The organism is Paractinoplanes ferrugineus (assembly GCF_016862195.1).
Lineage (GTDB): Bacteria > Actinomycetota > Actinomycetes > Mycobacteriales > Micromonosporaceae > Actinoplanes > Actinoplanes ferrugineus.
The window spans coordinates 195,327-222,158 of the sequence record NZ_BOMM01000051.1 but is presented as its reverse complement, the minus strand read 5'-3'; the positions used below and the strand labels follow the sequence as shown (position 1 = coordinate 222,158).

Here is a 26,832-nt window from a genome sequence, read left to right as displayed (position 1 = left end):
CACCCGGCGGGCCGGGAGATCGCCGCGTCCGTCGAGACACCGGCGCTCTTCGACGACGAGGCCGGTGGCGAAGCCGATGCCGACGACCCGGCGATCTGGGTCAACCGCGTCGACCGGGGCGCGGGGCCGGGTGAGCACGGACTTCAAGTTCGTCGACTGGCGCACTCTGAGTCTTTCCTCGCGTGGTGCATGACGGATCGACGTCTTCCGTCATCTGCGCTTAAGCTTCGTTACCCCCTGGCAAACTCGGGGCGACGGAGGGCTTACAGAGATGCCGGATTTCGCGGTCGAGGTCCGAACGGACGCCGACGGGAGTCTTGTGGTGACCCCGCAGGCCGTGTTGGACACCGACTGTGCCGTGCAGTTCCGCCAGACCCTCGTGCACGCCGTTCGTAAGCTGCGGCCACTGCGGCTGATCGTCGACCTGTCCGGGGTGACCGTGCTCGACCCGATCAACTTGGGCACCCTGGCCGCGCTCTGCGACCTCGCCGACGACCATCGGGTGATCGTCTTCCTGCCGGGGGCGTCGGGCGAGCTCGCTGCCGACCTACGCGCGGCCGGCGTCCCGGCCCAGCGTCTCCGCGCCCCCGACACGATCAACGCCAACCCGATCAGCGCCGGGCCGATCACCGCTGGACCGATGAGCGCCTGAGGCGGCACCGTGCGCGGCCAGGAACCCGTCGACGGAGGCTGACCAGGGAAACTTCTCCGCCTGCGTCCGGGCCGCCTGGCGCCGGGCTGCCTCCGGGTGGGACAACAGGTCCAGAACGGCGGAGACGTAACCCGGGCCCTCACCCGCGGCGGCCAGGCCGGCCGAGCCGATCACCTCGGGCAGGGCGCTCTCCGAGCTCACCACCACCGGCGTACCGCTGGCCAGGGTCTCCAGGGCGGACAGGCCGAACGTCTCGATCGGGCCGGGGGCGATCGCCACGTCGGCCGAGGCCTGGAGCGCGGCCACCTCGAGGGGGTCGCCGAGGTGACCGAGGAAGCGCACCGGCAGTCCCCGGGCCGCGGCCTCTTCCTGCAGCGCGTTGCGCAGCGGCCCGGCTCCGGCGACGACGAGCACCGCCCGTACACCCTGATGGCGCAGGCCCTCCAGCGCCGCGAGCGAACGGCGGGGTTTCTTCTCCGGCGAAAGCCGGCCGCAGTGCAGAAGCAGCACGTCGTCGGGACCGGCCCAGCGGGACCGCATGCTTTCGGAGCGCCGATCCGGCCGGAAACGGTCGAGGTCGACGCCGAGCGGCACCCGGGTGACCGGCCGGCCGATGCGCTCGAACTCCGCCGAGGCCCACCGGGTCGTGCAGACGATCTTGTCGTGGTCGGCGGCGGTGCGGCCGTTGAGGACGTCGGCGACGCGCCGGCCGGACGCCGGGCCGAAGAGCCGCAGCAGGCCGTCGAGGCTCTCGTGGGAGACCATCATGGACGGCACGTCGTGGCGGCGCGCCCACCGGCCGAGCCAGCGCAGCGTGGTGCGGTCGGAGATCTCGATGCGGTCGGGCCGCAGGATGCGCAACGTCGCGGCGAGGCGCCGGCGGTCGAGGAGCACGCGATAGCCGCCGACCCCGGGAACATAGGGGCCGGGCAGGGTGATCGTCCGGCCCTGTTCGGTGTCGGTGACGGATTCCTTCTCGCCCGGGATGATCAGGACCGATTCGTGCCCGGCGGCCTGATAACCGGCACCCAGGTGGCGCAGTGCCGTCTTGAGGCCGCCCGATCGGGGTGCCACATAGTTGGCGACCCGCACGATCCTCACGCGGCGACCGCCGGCCGGTCGAACATCGCGGCCGCGGCGCGTACGTCCTCGTAGTGCCCGAGCAACTCGTCACCCACCGCCGCCCAGCTCCGTCCCTCGATCGCCCGGCGTCCGGCCGCGCCGAGATCCGCCCGCCTCCGCGGGTCCGCGGCGAGCGAGGAGACGGCTTCGGTGAAACCGGCGGCCTCGAACGGCGGAACCAGATATCCGGTACGACCATGCTGCACCAGATCGACCGGGCCGCCCGCGTTGGGGGCCACCACCGGCAGCCCGCTCGCCATCGCCTCCTGCACGGCCTGGCCGAACGTCTCGTACGGTCCGGTGTGGGCGAAGATGTCGAAGCTCGCGTAGATGCGCGCCAGTTGCCGCCCTCGGCGTACGCCGAGGAACTTCGCCTGGGGCAGAGCCTTGCGCAGCGCCGGTCCGGCCGGTCCGTCGCCGACGATCACCAGGCGCACCCCGGGCAGCCGGCTGACGTCGGCGAGCAGGTCGATCTGCTTCTCCACGGCGAGCCGGCCGACGAAGCCGACCACCACCTCGTTGTCGGGGGCCAGCACCCGACGCATGCCGACGGTCCGCCGGTCCGGGTGGAACTGCACGTCGTCGACGCCCCGCCGCCACAGGTGGATGCGCTCCACGCCGTGCGCGGTAAGCGCCAGCCCGGACTCGCTCGACGGCACCAGCGTGCGGTTCGCTGCGTTGTGCACGGTGCGGATCCACCGCCACGCCGCGCCTTCGGTCATGCCGACCTTGTAGGCGCGAGCGTAGGCGGCCACATCGGTCTGATAGACGGCGACGGTCGGCAGCCGCAGCGAGCGGGCGGCCGCCATCCCCCACGCGCCCAGCACGAACGGGCTGGCCAGGTGCACCACGTCGGTGCCGTGCGCGCGCATCGCGCCGGTCATCGTGGGGGTCGGCAGCCCGAGCCGGATCTGGGGATAACCGGGCATCCGCACCGAGGGGATCCGCACCACCGGGTAGGGAACGTCGACACGCACCTCGCGCACGGCGGGTGGCGGCTGCGGGGCGATCACCATCGGTTGGTGCCCCCGGCGCAGCAGATGTTCGGCCGTCCGCACCACCGAGTGCGCGACTCCGTTGACATCCGGCAGGAAGGACTCCGTGACCAGAGCGACTCGCATGCAGTCACGATGATCCGCGCCGATGTCCGGCACATCACTTCGTCCGTGGCCGGTTCGCCAACAGAACACAAATTTGCGTACGGCGACGAGCCCCCGGCCGCGCGATCAGTCGCCGGGCAGCGCCGACGCGTACTCCCGGAACCGGTCGACCGCTTGGCCCTTGACCGCGCCGCCGTGGCCGAACACCGCGTACTCGAAGGTGTGCGTGGCCAGCTTGGCGATGCTGCGGTCCTGCTCGGCCGGATCGTCCGAGACCTGCGCCGGGCCGCTGACCACCGCGCCGTTCTTGCCGCCGGCCGTGTCGCCGGCGAACAGCACGCCGCCGGCCCGGTCGAGGAGATAGGAGACATGACCGCGGGTGTGGCCGGGCGTGTGCACAGCGGTGAAGCCGGGGATCGGCTCCGACTCGTCGGCGGTGATCAGCTGATCGACCTTGGTGGGCTCGGCCCGCATCACCCGGCCGATCAACCGGGGCAGGAAGCCGGTCGGCTCGGCCCGGATCGCCCCGGTGATCACCGGGGCGTCGGCGGCGTGCGCGATGACCCGGGCGCCGGAGCGCTGCCGGAGGTCGGCCACGCTGCCGATGTGGTCGAAATGGTGGTGGGTGAGCAGGATCGTGCGCACGTCGCCGATCTGCTTACGGATGTCCCGCAGGGCCCGCTCGATCTGCTTGGACCGGCGGGGCAGGCCCGTGTCGACCAGGACGACACCGTCGTCGGTCACCACCAGATGCATGTTGACGAATCCGAGGCCCAGCTCGAACACGCCGTCGACGATCTCTCGCACGCCAGTCACCGACTTTGATTCATTGACGTCAATTTTTATGCGGCATAACCTGGCCAAGGAACCCGTGCACGCCGCGCTTCGAGGGCAATCGTAAGTGAGCGGCGTCTGTCTCCCTGCGGTCGGCCGCTCTCATCACCTCGCAGAAATGAGGACTCGATGAGACGTTGCCTCGTCTGGGCTCTGGCCTGTCTCATAACCGCGTTCGCGGTCGTCGGCGCGCTCAAGCCGGCCTACGCGACCGCCGGATGCCGGGTCGACTACGCCGTGCCCAGCAGTTGGCAGGGTGGCTTCCAGGGGTCGATGACGATCACCAACCTCGGTGATCCGCTCTCCTCGTGGCGCCTGGGCTTCACGTTCCCGAACTCGACCCAGAAGGTCGTCCAGGGCTGGACCGGCACCTGGGCGCAGTCCGGCCGCGCGGTCACCGTGACGAACGCCGGATACAACGGCGCGGTGCCGACCGGCTCCTCGATGAACGTCGGCTTCACCGGCTCGTGGAGCGGGTCCAACCCGGCGCCGGCCGGCTTCACGGTCAACGGGGTGGCGTGCGTCGGTGCGGCCCCGGTCACCACCTCGCCGACCGCCGGCGACCCCTGGAACCCGCCGTCGTCGCTGGTGTCACCCCTCGCCGCGGTCTGGTCGCACGAGGAAGCCACCTACAGCGACCTCTTCGGGTTCAAGAACTACGGGTGGGACCAGTTGTTCGCCGCGGGCGGCCAGCTCAACTACTGCGTTCGGTGGGACTCGGCCGCGCACGTCACGGCCGCTCAGCGCGATGCCATCGCGGGCGCCCTGCAACGGCAGTACCAGAAATGGGTGGACGCCCTGCTCGACGACGGGGCGGGCTGGAACAACTGGCCGTACAGGCAGGTGCCGGTGAAGGTCGTCGGGTGGGCGGTGCGGGACCGGGCGCAACTCGAATGGTCCGACCCCGCGGTCGACATCTACGTCAACGACATCAGCGAGAACGCGCCGCAATGCGGTACGCCGTGCGGCCGCTTCTTCCACCAGGACGGCGACTACTCCGGCTGTCCGGGCGGGGCGTCCCACCACTACGACCACTCGCTGTGGCTCACCGCCGGATTCAGCGGCGGCGCCGGCGGCGACTGGGGGCAGCGGATCGGCTCCGAGTACTACCTGAGCAACCTGAACGCCGAGAACATCCACATCCTGTTGCACGAGATGGGCCACACCTACGGCCTGGACGACTTCTACGACTGGGATCCGACCCCCGGCCAGGGCTTCCTCATGAAAGCCGGCAGCGCCACCGCCATCACCGACTTCGACAAGTGGATGCTGCGCGACTGGTGGCGGCATCTGAAGACCCGCTACGGCCGCTAGACCGGCACCGGGACCGGCCGCGCTGAGGTGGGCAGCGCGGCCAGAACCAGCACGAGGTCCAGCGCACCGAAGACGGCAGCGGGACGGCCGGCGGGGCGACGTCGACCGGGACGGCGTCGGCCGGGCGGCGGGTTCATGAACAACTTGAAAAAGGCCGATCAGGCCGGTAGACCCCCGGCGCTCGCGCTGCGACGCTAAGCGATGTGTATGACTACGACCTGTTGGTGTTGGGCTCCGGGCCCAGTGGGCAGAAAGCCGCGATCGCCGCGTCCAAGTTGGGCCGCCGCGTCGGCATAGTGGACCGCCGCGACATGATCGGCGGCGTCTGCATCAACACCGGCACCGTGCCGTCGAAGACGCTGCGTGAGGCCGTTCTCTACCTGACCGGCATCAGCCAGCGCGATCTCTACGGCTCGAGCTATCGGGTCAAGGAGGAGATCACGGTCAGCGACCTGGCCGCGCGCACCCAGCACGTGATCAGCCGGCAGACCGATGTCATCCGCAACCAGCTCGCCCGCAACCACGTGGCGATGCTGACCGGCACGGCCCGGTTCGCCGACGCGCACTCGCTGTGGATCGACGGCGGCGACGGCCGGGACACCAAGGTCACCGCGGACAAGATCATTATTGCGGCGGGTACGCGTCCGGCCCGCCCGGACAGCGTCGACTTCGACGACCGGACGATCGTCGACTCCGACGGCGTGATCAACCTCGAGTCCGTGCCGCGCAGCATGGTCGTGGTGGGCGCCGGCGTCATCGGCATGGAGTACGCCTCGATGTTCGCCGCCCTCGGCACCAAGGTCACGGTGGTCGAGCGGCGCGACAAGATGCTCGACTTCTGCGACGAGGAGATCACCGAGTCGCTGAAATACCACCTCCGCGACCTGAGCGTGACGTTCCGCTTCGGCGAGGAAGTGGCCGCCGTCGAGAGGCACGCCACCGCGGCGCTCTGCATCCTCAAGAGCGGCAAGAAGATCGTCGCCGACACGGTGATGTACTCGGCCGGCCGGCAGGGCCAGACCGACGCCCTGCACCTGGAGGCGGCCGGCCTCACCGCCGACAAGCGGGGCCGGATCGAGGTCGACAGCAACTACCGCACCGCGGTGGAGAACATCTACGCGGTCGGCGACGTGATCGGCTTTCCGGCACTTGCCTCCACCTCGATGGAGCAGGGTCGCCTGGCCGCCCACCACGCCTGCGGCGAACCGGCCCGCGAGATGCACACGCTCCAGCCGATCGGCATCTACACGATCCCCGAGATCAGCTTCGTCGGGAAGACCGAGGACGAACTGACCGACTCGGCGACCCCGTTCGAGGTGGGCATCGCGCGCTACCGCGAACTGGCTCGCGGCCAGATCGTCGGCGACTCCTACGGCATGCTCAAGCTGCTCGTCTCGCCGGACGACGGCAAGCTGCTCGGCGTGCACGTCTTCGGCACCGGAGCCACCGAGATCATCCACATCGGTCAGACGGTGATGGGCTGCGGCGGCACGGTCGACTACCTGGTCGACACGGTCTTCAACTACCCGACCCTGTCGGAGGCATACAAGGTGGCCGCCCTCGACGCCGCCAACAAGATCCGCAACATCTCGCGGATCGACGGCTAGGCGTTGTAGACCCAGACCTTCGTCTTCAGTGGGATCTTGTCGGTCGCCCAGATCCAGTCCATGGCGGCGTTCGACAGCCGGGCGCAGCCGTGGGAGGCGGCGTAGCCCGGGATGCTGGGCGAGCCGTGCACGGCGATGCCGCCGTTGAAGTATTTCGGGCGCCACAGATCGCCGAGCGGTCCGTGCCGCATCCCGTCGATCTGCCGGCCGACCTTGAACTTGCCGGTCGGGGTGTCGGCCAGGTACGTCCGGCCCTCGTAGTCGTAGTGCTCGTTGGAACCGGTCGAGGTGTTGAGCGTCGTCACCACCTGGCCGCCCTTGACCAGCATGAGCAACTGCTTCTTGAGGTTGATCTCGACCAGGTAACCGCTGCCGGCCGTCGACCTGGCGGTCGGGCGCACCCCGTCGTCGAGCGCCTTGCGGGTCTTGGGGCCGACCGAGCCGTCCCGGCCGATGCCCGCCGCCTTCTGGATCGCGAGGACCGCCTGCTGGGTGGTGGCGCCGAACTTGCCGTCCGCCTTCTTGAGCCAATAGCCCAGCTCGATGAGCCGCTGCTGGACGGCGAGGACATCGGCGCCTTCGCTGCCGACCTTGAGCTTCGCCGCGGGCACCGACACCGAGGGCGTCGGGGTGGGGATGCCGGACGGCGTCGCGCTCGGCGAGTCGGTCACGCCGGGTGCCGAGGAAACCCCCGCGGACGGTACGGCGGTGGGAGCTTGCGCCCCGCTGCCGCCGGAATCGCCCGAGTCGCAGGCGGTTGCCAAGGTCAGGGTCGTCGCCACGGCGACCGCCAGTGTCAGGGCCCTGCGCATCATGCATTCCTCCCGTCGCTTCCCGGATCATTGCCGAAAAAGGTTCACAAAGACCAGCGGACGGCTCATTCGCATCTCACTCGTGACCCGTGTGTCGGTGATCACGTGCGCAGATCAAACGAGAGGTGGACACCGTCATGAAAAAGAGTCAAGTACCCTTCGGCTATGTCATGGATGGCCAGCGCCCGGCACGGCGTACGGGAGGCCCCCGCCGGGCTCGCGCTCGTGCAGGAGTTGCTGAACACCCGCACGACGATGCACTACGGCGCCGACCTGCTGCTGACCGCCGACGACGCCCAGCTCTGGCTCACCGAGGCGATCGTCACGTGGTCCCGGGTGTCCGGACTCCCGGCGCCGACGCTGCTCATCTCTTCGAGTGATTTGCGCTCGCTGCGGCGTCTGCGCACCACTTTCGAGAACGTCATCCTCGCCGCCGGCAAGGAGCCCCAGTTCGACGGCGCTCTGCCGCCCGCCGACGTGCCGGTGAGCCTCGTGCCCGACGCCGACGGCTGGGTGCGGATGGTCCCGACCGGTCGCGGCACCCGCTGGCTGGCGTCGGCGCTGTGGGCCGAGGCTCTGCTGGCCCAGCAGGCCGGTTTGTGGCCGCGCCTGAAGCTCTGCCACAACGGCGACTGCCGGGCCGCGTTCTTCGACACCTCACGCAACAACAGCGGCGTCTGGCACGACGTCTCCACCTGTGGGAACACCGCCAACCTGCGGGCCTTCCGGGAGCGTAAGCGGCTGATGGGCGGCAGTGGCGGCCAGTCCCGCCCACCGGTCGTCGGCCCGCCGAACTATCGCTGATCCGCGGGTCGTCCGGCCCGCGCCGGTGGGACCCGCGTCCTGACTCGTTCCGGGTGGGAACTTCGGGCGGCCGATGCGCGACTATGGGGACATGGCGTGTGAACGGTGGCGCGAGATGCTGTCTGCGCAGCTGGACGGCGAAGAAGACCCGGCCGAGCGCGAACTGGTCGACGAGCATCTGGCCGGGTGTGCCGGATGCCGGGAGTGGCTCGATCGGGCCGCCTCGGTCAACCGGCTGACCCGTACCGGCATCGGGGTGGCCCCCGACCTGAGTGCGGCCATTCTCGCGGCCCTGCCCGGCGCCGCCGGATCGAGCGCGTCCGGGTCGATCGTCTCTGGGGCGAGCGCGCGTGGGTGGCGGGTTCTTGGAGCGCGGGTTCTTGGGGCGCGGGTGCCCGAGCTCGTCCGGGGGTGGCCGGTCTGGCGGCGGTTCTCGCTGGCGACCGCTCTGTTCCTGGCGCTGGCGGCGGTCGGCGCGGTGCAGCTCATCCTCGGGCTCGATCAGATCGGGGGCGGGGTCGCCGGTGTGCACGATCATGCCGGGACCGGAGCTACGCCGGGGCATCTGTGGCACGAGTCGGCCGCGTGGAACGTCGCGGTCGGCGCCGGTTACCTGTTCATCGCGCTTCGGCGGACGCGGCCCTCGGGCCTGGTGCCGATGCTCACCGCGTTCGTCGGCATGCTGTTGCTGTTGTCGGTGAACGACCTGACCGGCGACCGGGTTGATTCCGCGCGGCTGATCAGCCACGGGTTCGTCATCCTCGGCTATCTGCTCGTCGTCGCGCTGTCGCGGATCCCGGACGGGTTCGTCGCCACGCCGCCCGGCGCGCGGGTCGACGGTGGGCGCGGCTCGGGGTGGCGGGCCCGCTTCGAGGACGAGGTCGCCGCGCCGGCGTTCCGGCCAGGACTGCGGCTGGTGCCCCGCGGGCCGATGACCGCGGAGCACGACGAGCGGCAGGCCGCCTGACCCGCGAGCGCTGAAACGGCGGGCCGGCGAGCGGGGCCGGGAGTCAGCTGGCCGGCGGCCGGACGGAGAGCTCGCGCCAGTCGTCCGGGCCGGTCAGCAGCGCGCGCACGGTGTCCAGGGCCGCATCCTCGCTGGGGAACTCGAAGAAGTGCGAGACCCCGTCGGCGCCGCCCGCGCGCTGCTCGACATACCACTGGTCGCCGCTCACCCGCAGGAAGACATCCTTGCGGGCGATGCGGCCCCACTTACCGTTCCACCAGTGCTTACGCTGCTCCATCCGGGCACTGTATCGAACATTTGTTCGAACCGTACCGGGCCCGGTTGATCTTTTTCCGCGGGGTCAGCGCGGCGGCTCCTGCCCACGGCGCAGGATCTCGTCGACGGCGCTGCCCTGCACGCCGGAGGCTCCGGCGTCCTTGGCCAGCAGGTCGCGGATCTGGGTGAGCAGGACGATGTCCTCGCTCGGCGCCTTCGGCGGCGGCTCCTCGCCGCGACGGCGGCGCTCGGCCAGGTAGTTGAGCGGCATGACCACCAGGAAGTAGAGAACCGCGGCGGTGATCAGGAAGGTGATGATCGAGTTGATGAAGCTGGCGTAATCGAAGATGACGCCCTTGCGGGGCTCCCAGGCGCCGGCGCCGGTGCCGGTCCCGCCGCCCATCAGCTGGATCAACGGCTTGATGAAGCCGTTGGTGAACGCGGTCACCACGGCGGTGAACGCGGCACCGATCACGATGCCGACCGCGAGGTCGACAACGTTGCCCCGCATGATGAAGTCTTTGAAGCCTTGGAGGATCTTTTTCACGGGTGCTCCCACGAGCCGGAGGGTTCGTCCGGCGGCAGGTGCCCACCGCCGTTCGGCGACAAACTACTGCCCCTGGCCAGGCGAACGCAGCCGGTCCCCGGCAAGTTCAGTCGAGAGCTTCCTGGGCCGACACGGCCTCGTCGACCGTCGGGTAGGTGCGCAGCACCTCGACCAGGCCGCTGACCTCGAGAATGCGCAGCACACCACGTTGCGGCGCGGCCAGTCGGACGGTGCCGCCGGCATCGTCGGTGCTGTTCTTGGCGCGCACGAAGACCGAAAGGCCGGTGGAGTCGCAGAACGACACCTCGGCAAGGTCGAAGACCAGGCGGGTGCGACCTTTTTCGAGCAGGTCGCTGATCTGGTCCTGCAACTGAGGCGCGGTGGCCATGTCGAGCTCACCGGCCACCGAGACGACGACCATGTCGGCGCGCTGTTCCGTTTGTACCGTCAGGGACATTCAGGACCTCCAGGTATGAGCAGAACGGTACTCCAGGTCCCGTCTGATCGGCAGGATGGGGCTAGGCGTTTGTGACCTTGCTGGGGTTAGTTGGCCTACGGCAAATATTTGACCTTGCGATGGTAAAGTCCGCCCGATTGCGCGTACCAGAGAAGTCGGGAGGCCGCGGTGGCGCTGAGTTCAGAAGGGGCAGATCGGTTCGCCGCCTTGCTCGAGGAAAACCAGGAAGCTCTGGTCGGGGCATGGAACGACCGGGTTGTCGAGACCCTACGCGGCCGGCTGAGCCGTACCGAATTGCACCGGCAGACCGGTGAGTTGCGCCGCGCCTTCCAGCTGGCGCTGGCCGGTGGTGCGACAAGCCTCGCCGACCCCTCGGCCGCCGAGCTGCGCGCCCAGCTCAGCGAGCTGTCCACGAGCCGGGCCCGGCAGGGCTTCACAGCCACCGAGACGGCGGTGAGTGTCTTCGCGTTCAAGGAGGCGGTGCTCGAGTCGCTGCCCGACGACGCGAGCGTCCTGCGGGAGTACATCGCGTTCTCGACCTTCGTCGACGCCGCCGCGCTGTTCACCTTCGACAGCTACGTGCAGGTGCGCGAGGCGCTGATCGCCGACCAGGCCGAGCAGCTGCTCGAGCTGTCCACTCCGGTGGTCAAGCTGTGGGAGGGCGTGGTCGCCGTCCCGCTGGTCGGCACGCTGGACTCGGCGCGCGCCCAGGTCGTGATGGAGCGGCTGCTGCAGACGCTGGTCGACACCGGCTCGCCGTACGCGATCATCGACATCACCGGCGTGCCCGCCGTCGACACCCAGGTCGCGCAGCACGTCCTCAAGACCGTGGTGGCCGCCCGGCTGATGGGTGCCGACTGCATCATCTCCGGCATCCGCCCGCAGATCGCGCAGACCATCGTGGCGCTGGGCATCGAGTTCGGCGACATCGCGACGAAGGCCTCGCTGGCCGACGCGCTGCGGTACGTGCTCGGCAAGACCGGTCAGAGCGCTCGTAAGCCCAGGGAGCGGTAGGTGGAACGGGTTCCGGTCCTCAAGATCGGCGACATCCTGCTCGTCTCCATCCAGATCGACATGGAGGACCAGGTCGCCCTGCAACTGCAGGAAGACCTCGCCGAGCGGATCGTGGTCACCGGTTGCCACGGCGTGATCATCGATATCAGCGCGCTCGACATCGTCGACTCGTTCGTCGGCCGCACGCTGGCCACCATCGCCTCGATCTCCCGGGTGCTGGACGCCGAGACGGTGGTGGTCGGGATGCGCCCGGCCGTGGCGATCACCCTGGTCGAGCTGGGCCTGTCGCTGCCCGGCATCCGCACCGCCCTGAACGTCGAGCTCGGCATGGACCTGCTGGCCCGCAGCCGGGCCGAGGAGTACGACGACGAGCAGGACGACGAGTCCGACCCAGTCGTGGTAAACGAGTCGTGAGCGACTCCGGGGAGCGGCTCGCGATCAACTCGGATCAGGACGTCGTCCGGGTCCGGCAGCTCGTGCGCACGGTCGCCGTCGCGGTGAAGCTCTCCCTCGTCGACCAGACCAAGCTGGTCACCGCCGCGAGCGAGCTGGCGCGCAACACGTTCGTCTACGGCGGGGGCGGATCGGCCGAGGTGACCCGGGTCGACAACGGTCGCCGGCAGGGGATCCGGATCGTTTTCGCCGACGAGGGGCCGGGCATAGCCGACCTCGATCTGGCCCTCACCGACGGTTACACCACCGGCGGTGGCATGGGGCTAGGGTTGAGCGGCGCGCGCCGGCTGGTCGACGAGTTCGCCATCGACACCGAGGTCGGGCGCGGCACGACGATCACTGTCACCAAGTGGTGCCGATGAGCGGAGGCACGGTGGGGCAGCTGCCCGAGGGGCTTCTGGACGGGGGCGCCTGGTTCCGGGTGGAGGCCACCGCGACCGCCGCCGCTGCCCGGCGGGCCGCCGAGCGTCTCGCCACCGAGCTGGGGCTGCCGGAAAACCGCATCGCCGACCTGTCGATCGTCACCGCCGAGGCGGGCGGCAATCTCGTCAAGCACGCCGACGAGGGGGTCCTGCTGGTCCGGGCGGTGCGCACCGAACTCAGCGCCGGGGTCGAGATCATCGCGATCGACCGCGGACCGGGGATGGCCGACCTGGTCACGGCGGTCGGCGACGGGCATTCCACGGCCGGCACGCTCGGCATCGGGCTCGGCGCGATCGTGCGTCAGGCTTCCTGGTGCGATCTTCATTCCGTACCCGGCAAAGGGACCGTGCTCGTCGCCCAGGTCTGGTCGGCCGACCCGCCGCAACCCGGCTGGGCGGCGGGTTTGACCCGCCCGCTGACCGGCGAGCAGGTAAGCGGGGACGCCTTCGCGGTGCGGGAGATCGACGGCCGGCGCCAGGTGCTCATGTGTGACGGGCTGGGGCACGGCGGTCTGGCCGCGACCGCGTCGAACGAGGCGGTGCGCGCGTTCAAGGACGGCCCGGTCGCACCCCCCGCGGCCGTCGTCGAGCTGCTGCATCGCCGGCTCAACCACACCCGTGGCGCCGCGCTGGCCGTGGCCGAGCTGGACGCCGAAGCCGGCCTGGTCCGCTATGCGGGGCTCGGCAACATCTCCGGCACGGTGATCGCCCCCGGCATCCGCCGCGGCATGGTCTCGCTGCCCGGCATCGCCGGACATCAGCGCCGCCAGATCCGGCAGTACGACTACCCGATCACCCCGGACGCGTTCGTGTTGATGCACAGCGACGGCGTGGTCGACAGGTGGAGCCTCGCGGACTATCCGGGTCTGCAGCTCCGATCGCCCGCGGTGGTCGCGGCGACCGTGCTGCGCGACGCGGGAACCCGCCGCGACGACGCCGGCGTAGTGGTGGCGCGGTTACCGTGACGCCGGAACCGCTGATGCGCGTGCACCTGCGAGTGGAGCAGGACGTCTTCGTGGCGCGCCAGATGGGCCGCGAGGTGGCTCGGGCGGTCGGGATGGAGCAGCAGGACCAGACTCGGCTCGCCACCGCGCTCAGCGAAGTAGGCCGAGTGATGCTTGCCGTCACGCGCTCCGCCGACGTGGCGTTCGAAGCGGACGTCAACGGGGTACCTACCTTGCGTGTCACGGTGGCGAACCCGCAATCCGGCGGGGCCGCGAGGATCGGCCCGCAGCTCGGTCAGGTCGGTCGTCTGGTCGACACGTTGGAGGTCAGCGATGGTGAGACCGGTACGGTTGTCTCGATGGCCCGACGGTTGCCGGCGAGCTCGCCGAGGCTGACCCCGGAACGCATGGACGAGATCCGCGCCGGGTTGGCTCAGCACGTCCCGGGCACCCCCCTCGACGAGCTGACCGTGCAGAACCAGCAGCTCATCGCGGCCCTGGACGAGGTGCGGGCGCAGCGCGACGACCTGGCCCGGCTCAACGCCGAGCTGGAGGAGACCAACCGCGGCGTGATGGCCCTTTACAACCAGCTCTCCCAGGAGCTGGAGGAGACCAACCGCGGTGTGGTCGCGCTCTACGCCGAGCTCGATGAGAAATCCGAGCAGCTGCGCACCGCCAGCGAGGCGAAGAGCCGGTTCCTGGCGAACGTCAGCCACGAGTTGCGGGCCCCGGTGACCGCGGTGATCGGGCTGGCCCGGCTGCTCAACGACCCGTCGTCGGAGCCGCTGCAAGGCGAGCAGCGCCGGCAGGTCGAGCTGATCAGTTCGTCCGCCAGTGACCTGCTGACCCTGGTGAACGACCTGCTCGACCTGGCCAAGGCGGAAGCCGGCCGGATCGAGCCGGAGTGGTCCGAGGTGGATCTGCGCGCCGTCTTCGGGCAGTTGCGGGGCACGCTGCGGCCCCTCGCCACCCGGCCCGAGGTCGACTTCGAGGTGGACGAGCCGGCCGTGCCGACGTTGCGCACCGACGAGGTGCTGCTCACCCGGGTGCTGCGCAACCTGCTGACCAACGCGATCAAGTTCACGTCCGAGGGGTCGGTGCGGCTCAAGGTGCGGATGGTCGACGACGACATCGAGTTCACCGTCACCGACACCGGGTCCGGCATCCCGCCCGAGTTGCAGGAGCGGGTCTTCGAGGAGTTCTACCAGGTGCCGGGCAGCCGGTCGGCACTCGGCAAGGGCACCGGACTGGGCCTGCCGTACGCCCGGCGGCTGGTCGGCATCCTCGGTGGCGGACTACGCGTCGAATCCGAGGTCGGCCGGGGCAGCACGTTCACCGTCCGGCTACCGGCCGACGGATCATGAACCCGGCCACTCTTCTCGTCGTCGACGACAGTGCGACGAAGCGATACCTGCTGGTCAGCTGGCTAACCCGGGCCGGTTTCACGGTTCAGCAGGCGGAGACCGGCGGCGAAGCGTTGCGCATGCTGCCCGGCTCCGGGGTCGACCTGGTGGTCCTCGACGTGAAGCTGCCTGACATGAGCGGCTTCGAGGTCTGCGAACGGATCAAGTCCGACCCCGAGTTCGGCGCCCTGCCGGTCATCCACGTGTCGGCGCACGCGGTGGACGTCGTCGACCGCACCCAGGGCCTCAACCGGGGGGCGGACGCCTACCTGGTGGAGCCGATCGAGCCGGACGAGCTGATCGCCACCTGCCACGCGGTGCTGCGCTACTACTCGGCCCGGCAGCGCGCCGAGTCGCTGGCCGCGCGGATGGTCCGGCTGGCCGAGACCACCCTCGCGATCAACTCGTCGTCCACGCTGCCCGAGCTGATCAAGGCGGCCGCGGCCGGAGCCAACGACATCTTCGGCGGCCCGGTGGTGGTGCTGGCCGAGACGGCCGACGGCGAGAGCCTGGCCGCCATCGGTTCGCCGCCGGTGGTGCAGCCCTGGTCGCTGGCCGAGCGCAACGTCGCGGTGGGTTCGCTGGTGCGCTCCGACGAACCGGAGGACTGGGACGTCATCGACTGGCCGGCGGGCGAGTCGGTGGCGGTGGCCGCGGCCCGGCTGCGCATCGACCGGCCACCGGTCTATGTGGCGGTGGCGAGCTCCACGCAGCATGCGGGCTTCCCGGTGCTGCGGCAGCTCTCCCAGGCCATCGCGGCGGCGGTGGAGGCGCAGCGCTCCTACGACGAGGAGCACCGCATCGCGGTCACGCTGCAGCGCAGTCTGCTGCAGTCGCGGCTGCCCGACGTGCCGGGGGTCCAGCTCGGGGTGCTCTACGAGCCGGCCTCGGCGCAGACCGAGGTGGGCGGCGACTTCTACGAGCTGACCATGCTCGGTGGCAAGCTGCTGGTGGCGATCGGCGACGTCGCCGGGCACTCGTTGCACGCGGCCACGGTGATGGCCGAGGTGCGGCACGCGGTGCGCGCCTATGCGGTCGAGGGCCACCCGCCGGGTACGGTGCTGAGCCTGGTCAACCGGTTCATGCGGACCGTGCTGCCGGCCGAATCGGCCACCCTGTGCCTGTTCACCCTGGACCCGGCGACGGGCGCGGTGCGGATGGCGAGCGCCGGCCATCTGCCGCCTCTGTTGCGTACGGCCGGGGAAGTGAAGTTCCTGCAGCCCCGTGGCCCGCTGCTCGGCATCAACGCGTCCCGTCCGGACGATCTGGAGTTCACCATCCCGGCCGGCGGCACGCTCGTGCTCTACACCGACGGGCTGGTCGAGCGCCGGGACTCCGACATCGACGTCGGCCTGTCCGCCCTGTCCCGGGCGGCGGCCGAGGTGGAGTCGAACCTCGACGACTTCTGCGAGCGCCTGGTGTTGCAGTTGGCGGGCAGCGGACCCCAGGCGGACGACATCGCCGTGGTGGCGCTTCGGCGCGCCTAGCCGATCCGCATCCTCCCGACCGGTACGGGCGCCTGCCGACGCCCGTACCGGCCTCGAAGAGTTACGCCAGACCTAGGACATCCAGGGTCCAGGCGGCCACGAAGGCCTCCTCTTTCCAGGAGTCGTAGCGGCCGCTCGGCCCGCCGTGACCCGCCCCCATCTCGGTCTTCAGCAGATATTCGCCGTCGGGGGCGACCGCGCGCAGCCGGGCGATCCACTTGGCCGGCTCGTGGTAGAGCACCCGGGTGTCGTTGAGGCTGGTCACCGCGAGGATCTTGGGGTAACTCAGCTTGGCGACGTTCTCGTAGGGGCTGTACGACTTCATGTAGGCGTACACCTCGGCGGAGTCGATCGGGTTGCCCCACTCCTCCCACTCGGTCACGGTCAGCGGCAGCGACGGGTCGAGGATGGAGGTCAGCGGGTCGACGAACGGCACCTGGGCCACGATCCCGGCGAAGTCGTCGGGCGCGATGTTGGCGATCGCCCCCATCAGCAGCCCACCGGCCGAGCCGCCCCGGGCGACCAGCTTGTCGGCGGTCGTCCAGCCCTTCGCGACCAGGGTCTCGGCACACGCCACGAAGTCGGTGAAGGTGTTCTTCTTGGTGAGCATCTTGCCGTCCTCGTACCACCGCCGGCCCATCTCGCCGCCGCCGCGCACGTGCGCGATCGCGAAGACGACACCGCGGTCCAGCAGGGAGAGGCGAGCGATCGAGAAGTACGGGTCGATGCTGTGCTCGTAGGAGCCGTAGCCGTAGAGGACGGCCGGGGCGTTCCTGCCGGTGCCCCGGCGGACCACGATGGAGATCGGCACCTGGGTGCCGTCGGCGGCCCGGGCCCACTCGCGGAACTGCTCGTAGTCGGCCGGGTCGTAACCGCCGAGCACCGGCTTGCGCTTGCGCAGCGTCATCTGGCGGGTGACCAGGTCGACGTCGTAGATCGAGTCGGGCGTGACCATCGACGTGTAGGCGATCCGGACGGATCCCGTGTCATATTCCGGGTTGCTTGTCAGACCCACGCTGAACAGCGGCTCCGGGAACTCCATCTGGTAGGAGTCGGTGCTGCCGTCGACCATCACGCGCAGGCCGGTCAGGCCGTCCCGGCGCTGCGAGATCACCAGGTGCCGGGCGAACGCGTCGACCGACTCGAGCCGGGTGCCGGGCTCGTGCGGGATCAGCTCGACCCACTCGCCGGGGGCATCCGCCGACGTGTACGCCAGGGCGAAATCCTCGGCGTTCTTGTTGTGCAGGATCAGGAAGCGGTGCCCGTGATGCTCGACGGAGTATTCGACACCCTGCTCGCGCGGGGCGACCAGAACCGGCTCGCTGGTCGGGGCGTCGGCGGGGATGACGCGTACCTCTGAAGTGATCTTGCTCTGGGTGTCGATGACGATGAACTTCTCGCTGCGGGTGAGCTCGACGCCGACCCAGAAACGCTCGTCGGGCTCCTCGAAGACGACCACGTCCTCGCCGGCGGGGCGGCCGACCGTGTGCCGCCAGACGCGGTGGGGGCGCCAGGCGTCGTCGACCGTGGTGTAGAACAACGCGCTGTCGTCGGCCGACCAGGCCGAGCCGTAGAACGTGTCGGGCACCTCGTCGGCCAGCACCTCGCCGGTGACCAGGTTTTTCACGCGCAGGGTGAAGCGCTCGTCGCCGTCGAAGTCGGTCGAGTAGGCCAGCCAGTTGCCGTCGGGGCTCACGTCGAACGTGCCGAGCGCGAAGAACTCCTTGCCCTCGGCCAGCGCGTTGCCGTCGAGCAGCACCTCTTCGCCCGGCTTGTCCTCGGTCATCGGCGGATCGGTCTCGCCCGGCTGCACCGCGACCCGGCACTGGATGCCGTACTGCTTGCCCTCGACCGTGCGCGTGTAGTACCAGAAATCGCCCTTGCGACTCGGCACCGACAGATCGGTCTCCTGGGTGCGGCTCTTGATCTCCTGGAAGATCTTGTCGCGGAGCTCGGCCAGATGTGCCGTGGCCCGGTCGGTCCAGGAGTTCTCGGCCTTCAGGTAGGCGATCGTGTCCGGGTTCTCCTTGTCGGAAAGCCAGGCGTATTCATCGCTCACGGTGTCGCCGTGGAAGGTGCGCTCGCTGGGCACCGCTTGAACGGTGGGCGGGCTGTCGGGCGTTTCGGTCGTCACCGGAGCAACGTTACCGGTCGCCACCGGGATTTCCGTCCGGATGACCCCGTGCGCGTTCGAACATGTGTACTATCTGCCACAGTGGACGATCTTAAGCCTTGATCATCGGGGCTCATCTGTGGCTGTGCGAATATGACTGTGCGGATATGAGTGTGCGGATATGACTGTGCGAATTCTTGACGCTCTTGTGGATATCTGCGGCCCTGACTATGCGCGGCCGGCACGCTCCGGCGACGCCGTCGGCGGCCACCGGGCCGGGCACGTCGCGCTTCCCGCGACCGCCCAGGCCGTCGGCGACGTCCTGGGGCTCGCCGCGGGCGAGCGGCTGGCGCTGCTGCCGCGCGGTTCCGGCAGCAAGATCGATTGGGGTACGCCCCGGGAAGCCGTCGATCTGCTTCTCGACACCGGTCGCCTCAGCGGACTGTGGAATCACGACGTGACCGCCCGCACCGTCGAGGTCGCCATCGGCACGCCGGTGCGCGCGCTCCAGGCCGCCCTGGCCCTGCGCGGCCAGCGCCTGCCGGTCGACCCGCCGTCGCGCACCGCCACCGTCGGCGGCATGCTGGCGGTCAACGAGTCCGGGCCGCTGCGGCACCGTTTCGGCGCGCCGGCCGAGCACGTCGAGCGGGTGAGCTATGTCGACCCCGCCGGTGTGCTGAGCGAGTCCGACGGCGAGGGCGACCGGCCGGGGCTGGCCGAGATCGCCGGCGTGCTCACCTCGGCGGTGGTGCGGCTGCAGCAGTTGCCGGCGGCTCGCCACTGGGTCACCGCGCCGGTGTCCAATCCGCTCCAGGCGGCCAAGCTGGCGGCCGAGGCGAGCTCGCACGAGGTGAGCGCGGTCGAGACCGACCTGCCCGCCGAGGGGCCCGGCACCGTTTCCGCCCTGTTCGAGGACGCCGACGCCGGCCGGCTGGCGGCGGCCTGGGGCGTGCCGGTCAGCCCGGTCGCGCCGCCGTGGTGGGGGCAATACCCGTTCGGTCGCGGCGATGTCGTCCTGCGCATCTCGGTCGCCCCCGACGACCTGGCCGCCACCGTCTATGCGCTGGCTGACGCGGTGGGTCGGGGGGTGCCGGTGCGCGGCTCGGCCGGCCTCGGCAATGTCCACGCGGTGCTGCCCGGCACGCCGGCCCCCGAGCGCATCGAGCAGATCATGGCGACCCTCGGCCACGTGCTGATGGCCCGCAGTGGCCGAACGGTGCTGGTCACGGCCCCACCCGAGCTCGCGGCCCGGCTCGAGATGGCCGGTCCGCACGAGTTGTTCTAGGGCCCTAGTTCCGCACCGGCACGCGGATGCGCGTCGACGGGTGGCGGGTCGGGACGGGCTCGGTGCCGACCGCGTAAGTGAGATAGGCGAAGCGGCCCACCTGCGCGTTTCCGGTAAGCACCAGTTGCCGGGAGGTCAGGTGGCGAGGCAGCAGGGGTGTGCCGCTGCCCAGCAGCACCGGGGCGATGCCCAGGATGATCTCGTCGAGCAGGCCGTGGTCGACGAACTGGCCGACCAGGTCGCCGCCGCCCACCAGCCAGACGTTGCCGCCCTTGGCCGCCACCAGCATGGCCTCGTGCACCCGTCGCACGTCTCCGCTGACCATGAAGACGTTGGCGTCCGGCACGGGCGGCAGATCCCGGTGGGTGAAGACCCAGCAGGGGCGGTCGCCGTAGAGGTCGTGCCAGTTGCCGGGCTGCTCGAGGACGTTGTCGTTCTTGATCACCCACTCGTACGTGTTGGCGCCCATGGCGAACGCGCCCACGCCGGCGATGAAACCGCCGAACGGGTTCTCACTGCCCCCGTCGACATCGAAAAGCCAGTCGAGCGAGTTCTTCTCGTCGGCGGTATATCCGTCGATGCTCGTGGCCGTGTAGTACTGGGTCTTCGCCATGTGACCCACTTTATGGGGTTAAAAGCGACTAACCGGCGTCATTCCGAAGAACCAGGATCGCGATATCGTCCCGCGGCTCCTCGACCGAGAAGTTGATCGTGATGGAGCGCAGTCGGGCGGCCATCACGTCGGCCGGATAGCCGGCCAGCGGCCCGGCCGCCTCCCGCAGCCGGCCCGTGCCGAACAGCTCCCGGCCACGCCGGCGCTCGGTGACACCGTCGGTGTAGAAGATCAGCGAATCACCGGGACCCAGCCGCACCTCGGCGTCGGGCGAGGAGATCGTCTCCAGCAGGCCCAGCGCGGTGCCGCCCTCGCCCACGAACGAGGTCTTGCCATCGGCCCGCACCAGCACCGCCCGATCGTGCCCGGCCAGGTGCAGGCACACCGCGAGAGCGCCGGTGGGCTCCCGCTTGACCGAGGCCATCGCCAGGGTGCAATAGCGCCCCCCGCCCCGCTGGACGAGAGTGCGGTTGACCCGGCCGAGGATCTCGGTCATCGGCTTGCCGTCGTCGACCAGGATGCGGATCACGTCGCGGACCAGGCCGGTCACGGTCGCGGCCTGCACGCCCTTGCCCGAGACATCGCCCACCACGACCAGCCAGCGGTCCTCGCCGGACGGCAGCACGTCGTAGAAGTCGCCGCCCACCTCGGAGCCGGTCGGCACGTATTCAGCGGCGAAACCGACCCCGTCGACCTTGGGCAGGGCCGGCGGGAGCAGCGACGCCTGCAGGGTGCGGGCCACCTTGTGGCGCTCGTCGTGGATGCGCGCGTTGTCGATGGCCAGGGCGGCGCGGCGGGCGACGTCCTCGAGGACGGCGACCTCCTCGACGTCGTGCCGGTGCCGCGGGTGCCGACCGATCGCCAGGGTGCCGAGCCGGGTGCCGCGCGCCACCAGCGGCACCGCGAAACCCTCGATCGTCATCTTCTGGGGCTTTCCGCCGCGCGACGACTCGGCCGGGGTGCCGAACATGACCTGGGTGCCGAGCCGGGACGCCTCCTCGAGCCGGGCCAGAATCGCGTCGGGTCCGGTGTCGGCGAGCGTCTCGTGCAGCTGGGGCAGCATGCCCTCGTCGGAGTGGGTGGCGGCGGCGAGCTGCAGCCGGCCCCACGCGTCGGTGGTGTGCACGGCGCACCACAGGCCGAGCCGGGGCACGACGAGCTGCGGGATGAGTGCCATCGTGAGGTTGACGTCGAGCGACTGGGCGAGCAGCTCGCTGGCCTCGGCCAGGAACGTCAACCAGGTCTGCCGGCGCAGGTCGGTGCGGCGCAGGCGGTCGTTCTCCAGGTGCAGCGAGAAGCGCTCGGCGACGATCGTGGCGAGCGGCTGGGCATAACCGGTCGGGGCGGCGTCCAACTCGAGCTCGCCCGCGTACGGGCGGTGCACCGACAGCGGCACCACTATCGTGTCGGCGTCCTCCCGGGGGTGGCGCCCGTAGCGGGCCAGCAGCTGCCGGCCGCCGCCGTCGCCACGGTCGAGCCGCACCACCCCGCCGGCCGCACCGGTCAGCCGGGCGAGCCGGGCCAGCAGGTCGGTGGCGAACTCGGCGAGGGCCTCGTCGGTCTGCCGCTCCGGGTTGATCTGGAGCAGCGCGGTCAGCGCGCCCACGCTCGGCGTGCCGGCCTCGACCACGTTGCCCGCCGGCACCACAGCGGTGGTCGGCTCGGGCCCCGGCGTGCGCTCCAGGCGGAACCAGACGCCCTTGCCGGTGCCCTCGTGCACGGTGCCCCAGCGAGCCGCGAAGTGGTCGACCAGCAACAGGCCGCGGCCGCGCTCGGCCACCTCGCCGATGTCGACGCTCTCGTTGCGCGGGCCGATCGCCAGCTGCTCGACGGGGCCGGGGGCGAAGTCGGTGACCGTCACGGTCAGCCCCACCCGGTCGGCGCTGACCTCGATGTCCAGCTCGGTGTTGGCGTGCACGACAGCGTTGGTGGACAGCTCGGTGGTCAGCAGCAGGGCCTCGTTGAGCAGCACATCGAGCCCGGCCTCCTCGAGCACCGAGCGGACCAGGGCTCGGGCCGCGGCCGGGGTGCGCCGATCGTTGGGCAGCCGCACCCGCCGGACGTAGCCGCCCGTCGAGGGATCGGAAGCTGACACGCCCTGCATCTTCTCCTGTCGGGAGGGGGATGCACAAAGTCGTGGGTCGCATTGACCCGGTCGAGCGAGAGAAGATAGGTAGCCCACGGCAGTCGGAAAAGCGAGTTCAGTTGAACAGCGAGTGAGGACAGCATGACTGCGGCTAAGGAAGCCCACGACGAGGCCGCCCTGCTCGGCGAGCTCACCGACGCTTTGCGGCGGGTGCGCCGCGGTGACCTCAAGGTTCGGCTGCCCCGGCGGGCCGGGGCGGCCGGCGAGGTGGCGGACGCCTTCAACGAGGTCGTGTCCCTGCAGGAACGCCAGAATCTCGACCTCCGCCGGATCAGCCGGATCGTCGGCCGGGACGGCCGGCTCACCGAGCGGCTCGACGACGAGGGTCTCGACGGCTCGTGGGCGGACAGCGTCCGGTCGGTCAACTCGCTCATCGACGACCTGGGCCGGCCGACCACCGAGATCTCCCGGGTCATCGTGGCGGTGGCCGAGGGCGACCTCTCCCAGCACATGGCGCTGGAAATGGACGGCCGTCCCCTCCGGGGTGAATTCCTGCGCATCGGCCGCACCGTCAACACGATGGTCGACCAGTTGTCGTCGTTCGCCGACGAGGTCACCCGGGTGGCCCGGGAGGTGGGCACCGAGGGCGAGTTGGGCGGCCAGGCCGACGTTCGGGGCGTGGCCGGCACGTGGAAGGACCTGACCGACTCGGTGAACCTGATGGCGTCCAACCTGACCCACCAGGTGCGCTCGATCTCGCAGGTGGCGACGGCGGTGGCCCGCGGCGACCTGTCGCAGAAGATCACGGTGTCGGCCCGTGGTGAGGTGGCCGAGCTGGCCGACACCATGAACGGCCTCACCGACACGCTGCGCCTCTTCGCCGAGCAGGTGACCAGAGTGGCGCGCGAGGTCGGCACCGAGGGCAAGCTGGGTGGCCAGGCCGACGTGCCGAACGTCGCCGGCACCTGGAAGGACCTCACCGACTCGGTCAACTCGATGGCCTCCAACCTGACGAGCCAGGTGCGCAACATCGCCCAGGTCTCGACGGCGGTGGCCAAGGGTGACCTGTCGCAGAAGATCACGGTTGCCGCGCAGGGCGAGATCCTGGAGCTCAAGGACACCGTCAACACGATGGTCGACCAGTTGTCGTCGTTCGCCGACGAGGTCACCCGGGTGGCCCGGGAGGTCGGCACCGAGGGCAAGCTCGGTGGCCAGGCCCAGGTCCGAGGCGTCTCGGGAACGTGGCGCGACCTCACCGAAAACGTGAATCAGCTCGCCAACAACCTCACCGACCAGGTCCGCAACATCGCCCAGGTCTCGACCGCGGTGGCCAAGGGTGACCTGTCGCAGAAGATCACGGTCGACGCCCGGGGCGAGATCCTCGAGCTGAAGAACACCGTGAACACCATGGTCGACCAGTTGTCGTCGTTCGCCGACGAGGTCACCCGAGTCGCCCGCGAGGTCGGCTCGGAGGGCAAGCTGGGTGGTCAGGCCCAGGTCAAGGGCGTCTCGGGAACGTGGCGCGACCTCACCGACAACGTCAACTACATGGCCTCCAACCTGACGAGCCAGGTGCGCAACATCTCGTCGGTGACCACGGCGGTGGCCAAGGGTGACCTGTCACAGAAGATCACGGTCGACGCCCGCGGTGAGATTCTCGAGCTCAAGACCACCGTCAACACGATGGTCGACCAGCTGTCGTCGTTCGCCGACGAGGTCACCCGAGTGGCCCGGGAGGTCGGCACCGAGGGCAAGCTGGGTGGTCAGGCCCAGGTGCGGGGCGTGGCCGGCACGTGGCGCGACCTCACCGACAACGTCAACTCGATGGCGTCCAACCTGACCGCCCAGGTGCGAAACATCGCCCAGGTCTCGACCGCGGTCGCCAAGGGTGACCTGTCGCAGAAGATCACGGTCGACGCGCAGGGCGAGATCCTCGAGCTGAAGAACACCGTGAACACCATGGTCGACCAGCTGTCGTCGTTCGCCGACGAGGTCACCCGAGTCGCCCGCGAGGTCGGCTCGGAAGGCAAACTCGGTGGTCAGGCCCAGGTGCGGGGCGTGGCCGGCACGTGGCGCGACCTCACCGACAACGTCAACTACATGGCGTCCAACCTCACCGCCCAGGTGCGAAACATCGCCTCGGTGACCACGGCGGTGGCCAAGGGCGACCTGTCGCAGAAGATCACGGTCGACGCCCGGGGGGAGATCCTCGAGCTCAAGGACACCGTGAACACGATGGTCGACCAGCTCTCCAGCTTCGCCACCGAGGTCACCCGGGTCGGCCGGGAGGTCGGCGTGGAGGGCAAGCTCGGCGGCCAGGCCCAGGTCAAGGGCGTGTCCGGCACCTGGCAGGACCTCACCGACAACGTGAACCAGCTGGCCTCCACGCTCACCACGCAGCTGCGGGCGATCGCCGAGGTGTCCACCGCCGTGACCCGCGGTGACCTGACCCAGAGCATCGCGGTCGTGGCCCAGGGCGAGGTCGCCGAGCTCAAGGACAACATCAACCAGATGATCGTCACCTTGCGCGAGACCACCAAGGCGAACGCCGAGCAGGGCTGGCTCGACTCCAACCTGGCCCGCATCGGTGGCCTGCTGCAGGGCCAGCGCGATCTCGGCGAGGTCTGCCGCATGATCATGACCGAGGTGACACCGCTCGTCGACGCCCAGCTCGGCGCGTTCTTCCTGGTCGACAACGAGCAGGCGGTCATGCGCCTGCGGCTGGCCGCCTCCTACGGCTACGTCGCCCGCAACCACGAGGTCACGTTCGGGCCGGGTGAGGGCCTGGTCGGCCAGGCCGCGGTCTCCCGCCGTACGATCCGGGTCCGCGCGACCCACGACGGCATCCTGACCATGCGCTCGGGTCTGATGTCAATGCCGCCGAACGACCTGGTCGTGCTCCCGGTGCTGTTCGAGGGCGAGATGCTCGGCGTCATCGAGTTCGCCTCCGTCGCCGCGTTCTCCGGGCTACACCTGACGTTCCTGGAGCGGCTGGTCGCCACCATCGGCGTCGCGCTCAACACCATCCAGGCCAACCGGCGTACGGAGGAGTTGCTCTCCCAGTCGCAGCGGCTCGCCCGGGAGATGCAGGACCAGTCGGCCGAGCTCCAGCGCACCAACGCCGAGCTTGAGGACAAGGCGCAGCTGCTCAGCGAGCAGAAGGCGAACATCGAGACGAAGAACCTCGAGATCGAGCAGGCCCGGCTCGGCCTCGAGGAGAAGGCGCAGCAGCTGTCCCGGGCGAGTGCCTACAAGTCGGAGTTCCTGGCCAACATGAGTCACGAGCTGCGCACGCCACTCAACTCGCTGCTGCTGCTGGCCCGGCTGCTCGCCGACAACTCCGAGCGGAACCTGTCGGACAAGCAGATCGAGTTCGCCCGCACGATCCACAGCGCCGGCTCCGACCTGCTCTCGCTGATCGATGACATCCTCGACCTCGCCAAGATCGAGGCGGGCCGGATGGACGTCGACGTCGACCAGATCGACTTCGACGGCATCCGGTCGTACGTCGAGCAGGCCTTCGTCCCGCAGGCGCAGGAGAAGAGCCTCGACTTCCGGGTCGACGTGGCGGCCGGCCTGCCGGCCTCGATAGTCACCGACGGTCAGCGGCTCCAGCAGATCCTGCGCAACCTGCTGTCCAACGCGGTGAAGTTCACCGACGCCGGCTCGGTCACGCTGAGCATCTTCGCGGCGCCGCCCACCACCGACTTCGACATCCCGGCGCTGAGCCAGGCCGGGCAGGTGGTGGCGTTCGCGGTCGCCGACACCGGCATCGGCATCTCCGACGAGAAGCTGGCGCTCATCTTCGAGCCGTTCCAGCAGGCCGACGGCACGACCACCAGGAAGTACGGCGGCACCGGCCTCGGCCTGTCGATCAGTCGGGAGTTCGCGTCCCTGCTCGGCGGCACGATCGTCGTCTCGTCGGTCCCGGGCGAAGGATCGACCTTCACGCTGTACGTCCCGGACGCGCTGACGCCCGAGTCGGCGCCGGGGCTCGCCCTGCCGTCGCAGCCGTCCAACACGGTTGTCGTACGCCCGATGCAGTCGGTCGGCATGCCGCTGATGGAACTGCCGGTGATCACCCCGCGGGCCGACCTCGAGACGTCGATCAGTCCGGCCGGCCGGCAGCTCGACGGTGCCACGGTGCTCATCGTCGACGACGACGTGCGTAACGTGTTCGCCCTGACCAGCGCGCTCGAGATGCACGGACTGAACGTGCTGTACTCGGACAACGGCGTCGACGGCGTACGCATCCTGGCCGAACACCCGGAGGTCGACATCGTCCTGATGGATGCGATGATGCCCGACCAGGACGGTTATGAGACGACCCGGGGCATCCGCCGTAACCAGCGCTTCCGCGACCTGCCGGTAGTCTTCCTAACCGCGAAGGCCATGCCCGGTGACCGGGAGTCAGCCCTCGCCGCCGGTGCGAGCGATTACATCACCAAGCCGGTCGACCTGGACGAGCTGATCGAGCTGATGGCCCGCTGGGTGAACGCCGACACAGCCACCGAGCCGGAACGCGGATAGGGGGTAGGGGA

Annotated in this window: 23 protein-coding genes; 13 read left to right on the top strand and 10 right to left on the bottom strand. The window is 69.8% G+C overall.

Translation table 11 applies throughout. From position 1 onward, the window contains the following. Positions 1 to 271 precede the first annotated feature (271 nt). A complete protein-coding gene (locus tag Afe05nite_RS29355; RefSeq protein WP_203820461.1) occupies positions 272 to 652 on the top strand; it encodes an STAS domain-containing protein in 381 nt (126 codons plus the stop codon). Here the strand turns inward: Afe05nite_RS29355 and Afe05nite_RS29350 are convergent. From Afe05nite_RS29350 to Afe05nite_RS29340, 3 genes are all read right to left on the bottom strand, one after another. Beyond that, on the bottom strand, positions 548 to 1,753 hold the full coding sequence (locus tag Afe05nite_RS29350) for a glycosyltransferase (RefSeq protein WP_203820460.1): 1,206 nt from the start codon (positions 1,751 to 1,753) through the stop codon (positions 548 to 550). The genes Afe05nite_RS29355 and Afe05nite_RS29350 overlap by 105 nt on opposite strands. Next, on the bottom strand, positions 1,750 to 2,895 hold the full coding sequence (locus Afe05nite_RS29345) for a glycosyltransferase family 4 protein (RefSeq protein ID WP_203820459.1): 1,146 nt from the start codon (positions 2,893 to 2,895) through the stop codon (positions 1,750 to 1,752). The genes Afe05nite_RS29350 and Afe05nite_RS29345 overlap by 4 nt, the downstream gene beginning before the upstream one ends. Before the next feature lie 105 nt (positions 2,896 to 3,000). Next, positions 3,001 to 3,681 carry an MBL fold metallo-hydrolase gene (locus Afe05nite_RS29340; RefSeq protein ID WP_203820458.1) on the bottom strand — a complete coding sequence of 227 codons (681 nt, stop codon included), beginning with the start codon at positions 3,679 to 3,681 and terminating at the stop codon, positions 3,001 to 3,003. 156 nt (positions 3,682 to 3,837) lie between these two features. On the opposite strand from Afe05nite_RS29340, the gene Afe05nite_RS29335 reads away from it, so the two are divergent. Beyond that, the gene (locus Afe05nite_RS29335) at positions 3,838 to 5,022 is read left to right on the top strand and encodes a cellulose-binding domain-containing protein (protein ID WP_203820457.1); all 1,185 of its coding nucleotides are present in this window, start codon (positions 3,838 to 3,840) and stop codon (positions 5,020 to 5,022) included. A 203-nt stretch (positions 5,023 to 5,225) separates the two neighbouring features. Then, positions 5,226 to 6,629, top strand: coding sequence for a Si-specific NAD(P)(+) transhydrogenase (gene sthA / locus Afe05nite_RS29330; protein WP_203820456.1), 1,404 nt, complete (start codon positions 5,226 to 5,228; stop codon positions 6,627 to 6,629). Here the strand turns inward: sthA and Afe05nite_RS29325 are convergent. Further along, entirely contained in the window at positions 6,626 to 7,444 is an 819-nt protein-coding gene (locus Afe05nite_RS29325; RefSeq protein WP_239118273.1) for a L,D-transpeptidase family protein, read from the bottom strand. The genes sthA and Afe05nite_RS29325 overlap by 4 nt on opposite strands. Before the next feature lie 162 nt (positions 7,445 to 7,606). On the opposite strand from Afe05nite_RS29325, the gene Afe05nite_RS29320 reads away from it, so the two are divergent. Together Afe05nite_RS29320 and Afe05nite_RS29315 are read left to right on the top strand one after the other, a co-directional pair. Beyond that, positions 7,607 to 8,245, top strand: a complete 639-nt coding sequence (locus Afe05nite_RS29320; protein WP_239118272.1) for a CGNR zinc finger domain-containing protein — start codon at positions 7,607 to 7,609, stop codon at positions 8,243 to 8,245. Positions 8,246 to 8,318: 73 nt separating this feature from the next. Next, entirely contained in the window at positions 8,319 to 9,212 is an 894-nt protein-coding gene (locus Afe05nite_RS29315; RefSeq protein WP_307835656.1) for a zf-HC2 domain-containing protein, read from the top strand. Positions 9,213 to 9,255: 43 nt separating this feature from the next. Here the strand turns inward: Afe05nite_RS29315 and Afe05nite_RS29310 are convergent, their stop codons facing one another. The 3 genes from Afe05nite_RS29310 to Afe05nite_RS29300 form a co-directional block, all read right to left on the bottom strand. Beyond that, a complete protein-coding gene (locus Afe05nite_RS29310) occupies positions 9,256 to 9,489 on the bottom strand; it encodes a hypothetical protein (protein ID WP_203820454.1) in 234 nt (77 codons plus the stop codon). A 63-nt stretch (positions 9,490 to 9,552) separates the two neighbouring features. Beyond that, positions 9,553 to 10,005 (bottom strand): large conductance mechanosensitive channel protein MscL, encoded by a 453-nt coding sequence (gene mscL / locus Afe05nite_RS29305; protein ID WP_203820498.1) that lies wholly within the window; start codon positions 10,003 to 10,005, stop codon positions 9,553 to 9,555. A gap of 115 nt (positions 10,006 to 10,120) precedes the next feature. Next, the gene (locus Afe05nite_RS29300) at positions 10,121 to 10,471 is read right to left on the bottom strand and encodes an STAS domain-containing protein (RefSeq protein ID WP_203820453.1); all 351 of its coding nucleotides are present in this window, start codon (positions 10,469 to 10,471) and stop codon (positions 10,121 to 10,123) included. 168 nt (positions 10,472 to 10,639) lie between these two features. On the opposite strand from Afe05nite_RS29300, the gene Afe05nite_RS29295 reads away from it, so the two are divergent. The 6 genes from Afe05nite_RS29295 to Afe05nite_RS29270 are packed head-to-tail and all read left to right on the top strand — an operon-like array spanning position 10,640 to position 16,194. Further along, positions 10,640 to 11,485 carry an STAS domain-containing protein gene (locus Afe05nite_RS29295; RefSeq protein WP_203820452.1) on the top strand — a complete coding sequence of 282 codons (846 nt, stop codon included), beginning with the start codon at positions 10,640 to 10,642 and terminating at the stop codon, positions 11,483 to 11,485. Beyond that, entirely contained in the window at positions 11,486 to 11,899 is a 414-nt protein-coding gene (locus Afe05nite_RS29290; RefSeq protein WP_203820451.1) for an STAS domain-containing protein, read from the top strand. Then, complete coding sequence (locus Afe05nite_RS29285; RefSeq protein WP_203820450.1) at positions 11,896 to 12,300, top strand: ATP-binding protein; 405 nt, start codon at positions 11,896 to 11,898, stop codon at positions 12,298 to 12,300. The genes Afe05nite_RS29290 and Afe05nite_RS29285 overlap by 4 nt, the downstream gene beginning before the upstream one ends. Next, positions 12,297 to 13,325, top strand: coding sequence for an ATP-binding protein (locus tag Afe05nite_RS29280; protein ID WP_203820449.1), 1,029 nt, complete (start codon positions 12,297 to 12,299; stop codon positions 13,323 to 13,325). Before Afe05nite_RS29285 ends, Afe05nite_RS29280 begins: the two co-directional genes overlap by 4 nt. A gap of 14 nt (positions 13,326 to 13,339) precedes the next feature. After that, complete coding sequence (locus tag Afe05nite_RS29275) at positions 13,340 to 14,668, top strand: sensor histidine kinase (RefSeq protein WP_203820497.1); 1,329 nt, start codon at positions 13,340 to 13,342, stop codon at positions 14,666 to 14,668. Next, positions 14,665 to 16,194: a SpoIIE family protein phosphatase gene (locus Afe05nite_RS29270; RefSeq protein ID WP_203820448.1), complete on the top strand. Its 1,530-nt coding sequence runs from the start codon at positions 14,665 to 14,667 to the stop codon at positions 16,192 to 16,194. The genes Afe05nite_RS29275 and Afe05nite_RS29270 overlap by 4 nt, the downstream gene beginning before the upstream one ends. A gap of 61 nt (positions 16,195 to 16,255) precedes the next feature. Here the strand turns inward: Afe05nite_RS29270 and Afe05nite_RS29265 are convergent, their stop codons facing one another. Further along, positions 16,256 to 18,328 carry a S9 family peptidase gene (locus Afe05nite_RS29265; protein ID WP_203820447.1) on the bottom strand — a complete coding sequence of 691 codons (2,073 nt, stop codon included), beginning with the start codon at positions 18,326 to 18,328 and terminating at the stop codon, positions 16,256 to 16,258. A gap of 160 nt (positions 18,329 to 18,488) precedes the next feature. Between Afe05nite_RS29265 and Afe05nite_RS29260 the strand changes: the two genes are divergently transcribed. Beyond that, positions 18,489 to 19,592 carry an FAD-binding oxidoreductase gene (locus tag Afe05nite_RS29260; RefSeq protein WP_239118270.1) on the top strand — a complete coding sequence of 368 codons (1,104 nt, stop codon included), beginning with the start codon at positions 18,489 to 18,491 and terminating at the stop codon, positions 19,590 to 19,592. A 4-nt stretch (positions 19,593 to 19,596) separates the two neighbouring features. On the opposite strand, the gene Afe05nite_RS29255 is transcribed toward Afe05nite_RS29260, so the two are convergent. Then, positions 19,597 to 20,205: a dihydrofolate reductase family protein gene (locus Afe05nite_RS29255; protein WP_203820446.1), complete on the bottom strand. Its 609-nt coding sequence runs from the start codon at positions 20,203 to 20,205 to the stop codon at positions 19,597 to 19,599. Positions 20,206 to 20,233: 28 nt separating this feature from the next. Next, positions 20,234 to 22,309, bottom strand: coding sequence for a SpoIIE family protein phosphatase (locus tag Afe05nite_RS29250; RefSeq protein WP_203820445.1), 2,076 nt, complete (start codon positions 22,307 to 22,309; stop codon positions 20,234 to 20,236). Positions 22,310 to 22,432: 123 nt separating this feature from the next. Between Afe05nite_RS29250 and Afe05nite_RS29245 the strand changes: the two genes are divergently transcribed. Then, positions 22,433 to 26,821, top strand: coding sequence for a HAMP domain-containing protein (locus Afe05nite_RS29245; protein WP_203820444.1), 4,389 nt, complete (start codon positions 22,433 to 22,435; stop codon positions 26,819 to 26,821). The last annotated feature ends 11 nt before the right edge of the window (positions 26,822 to 26,832 follow it).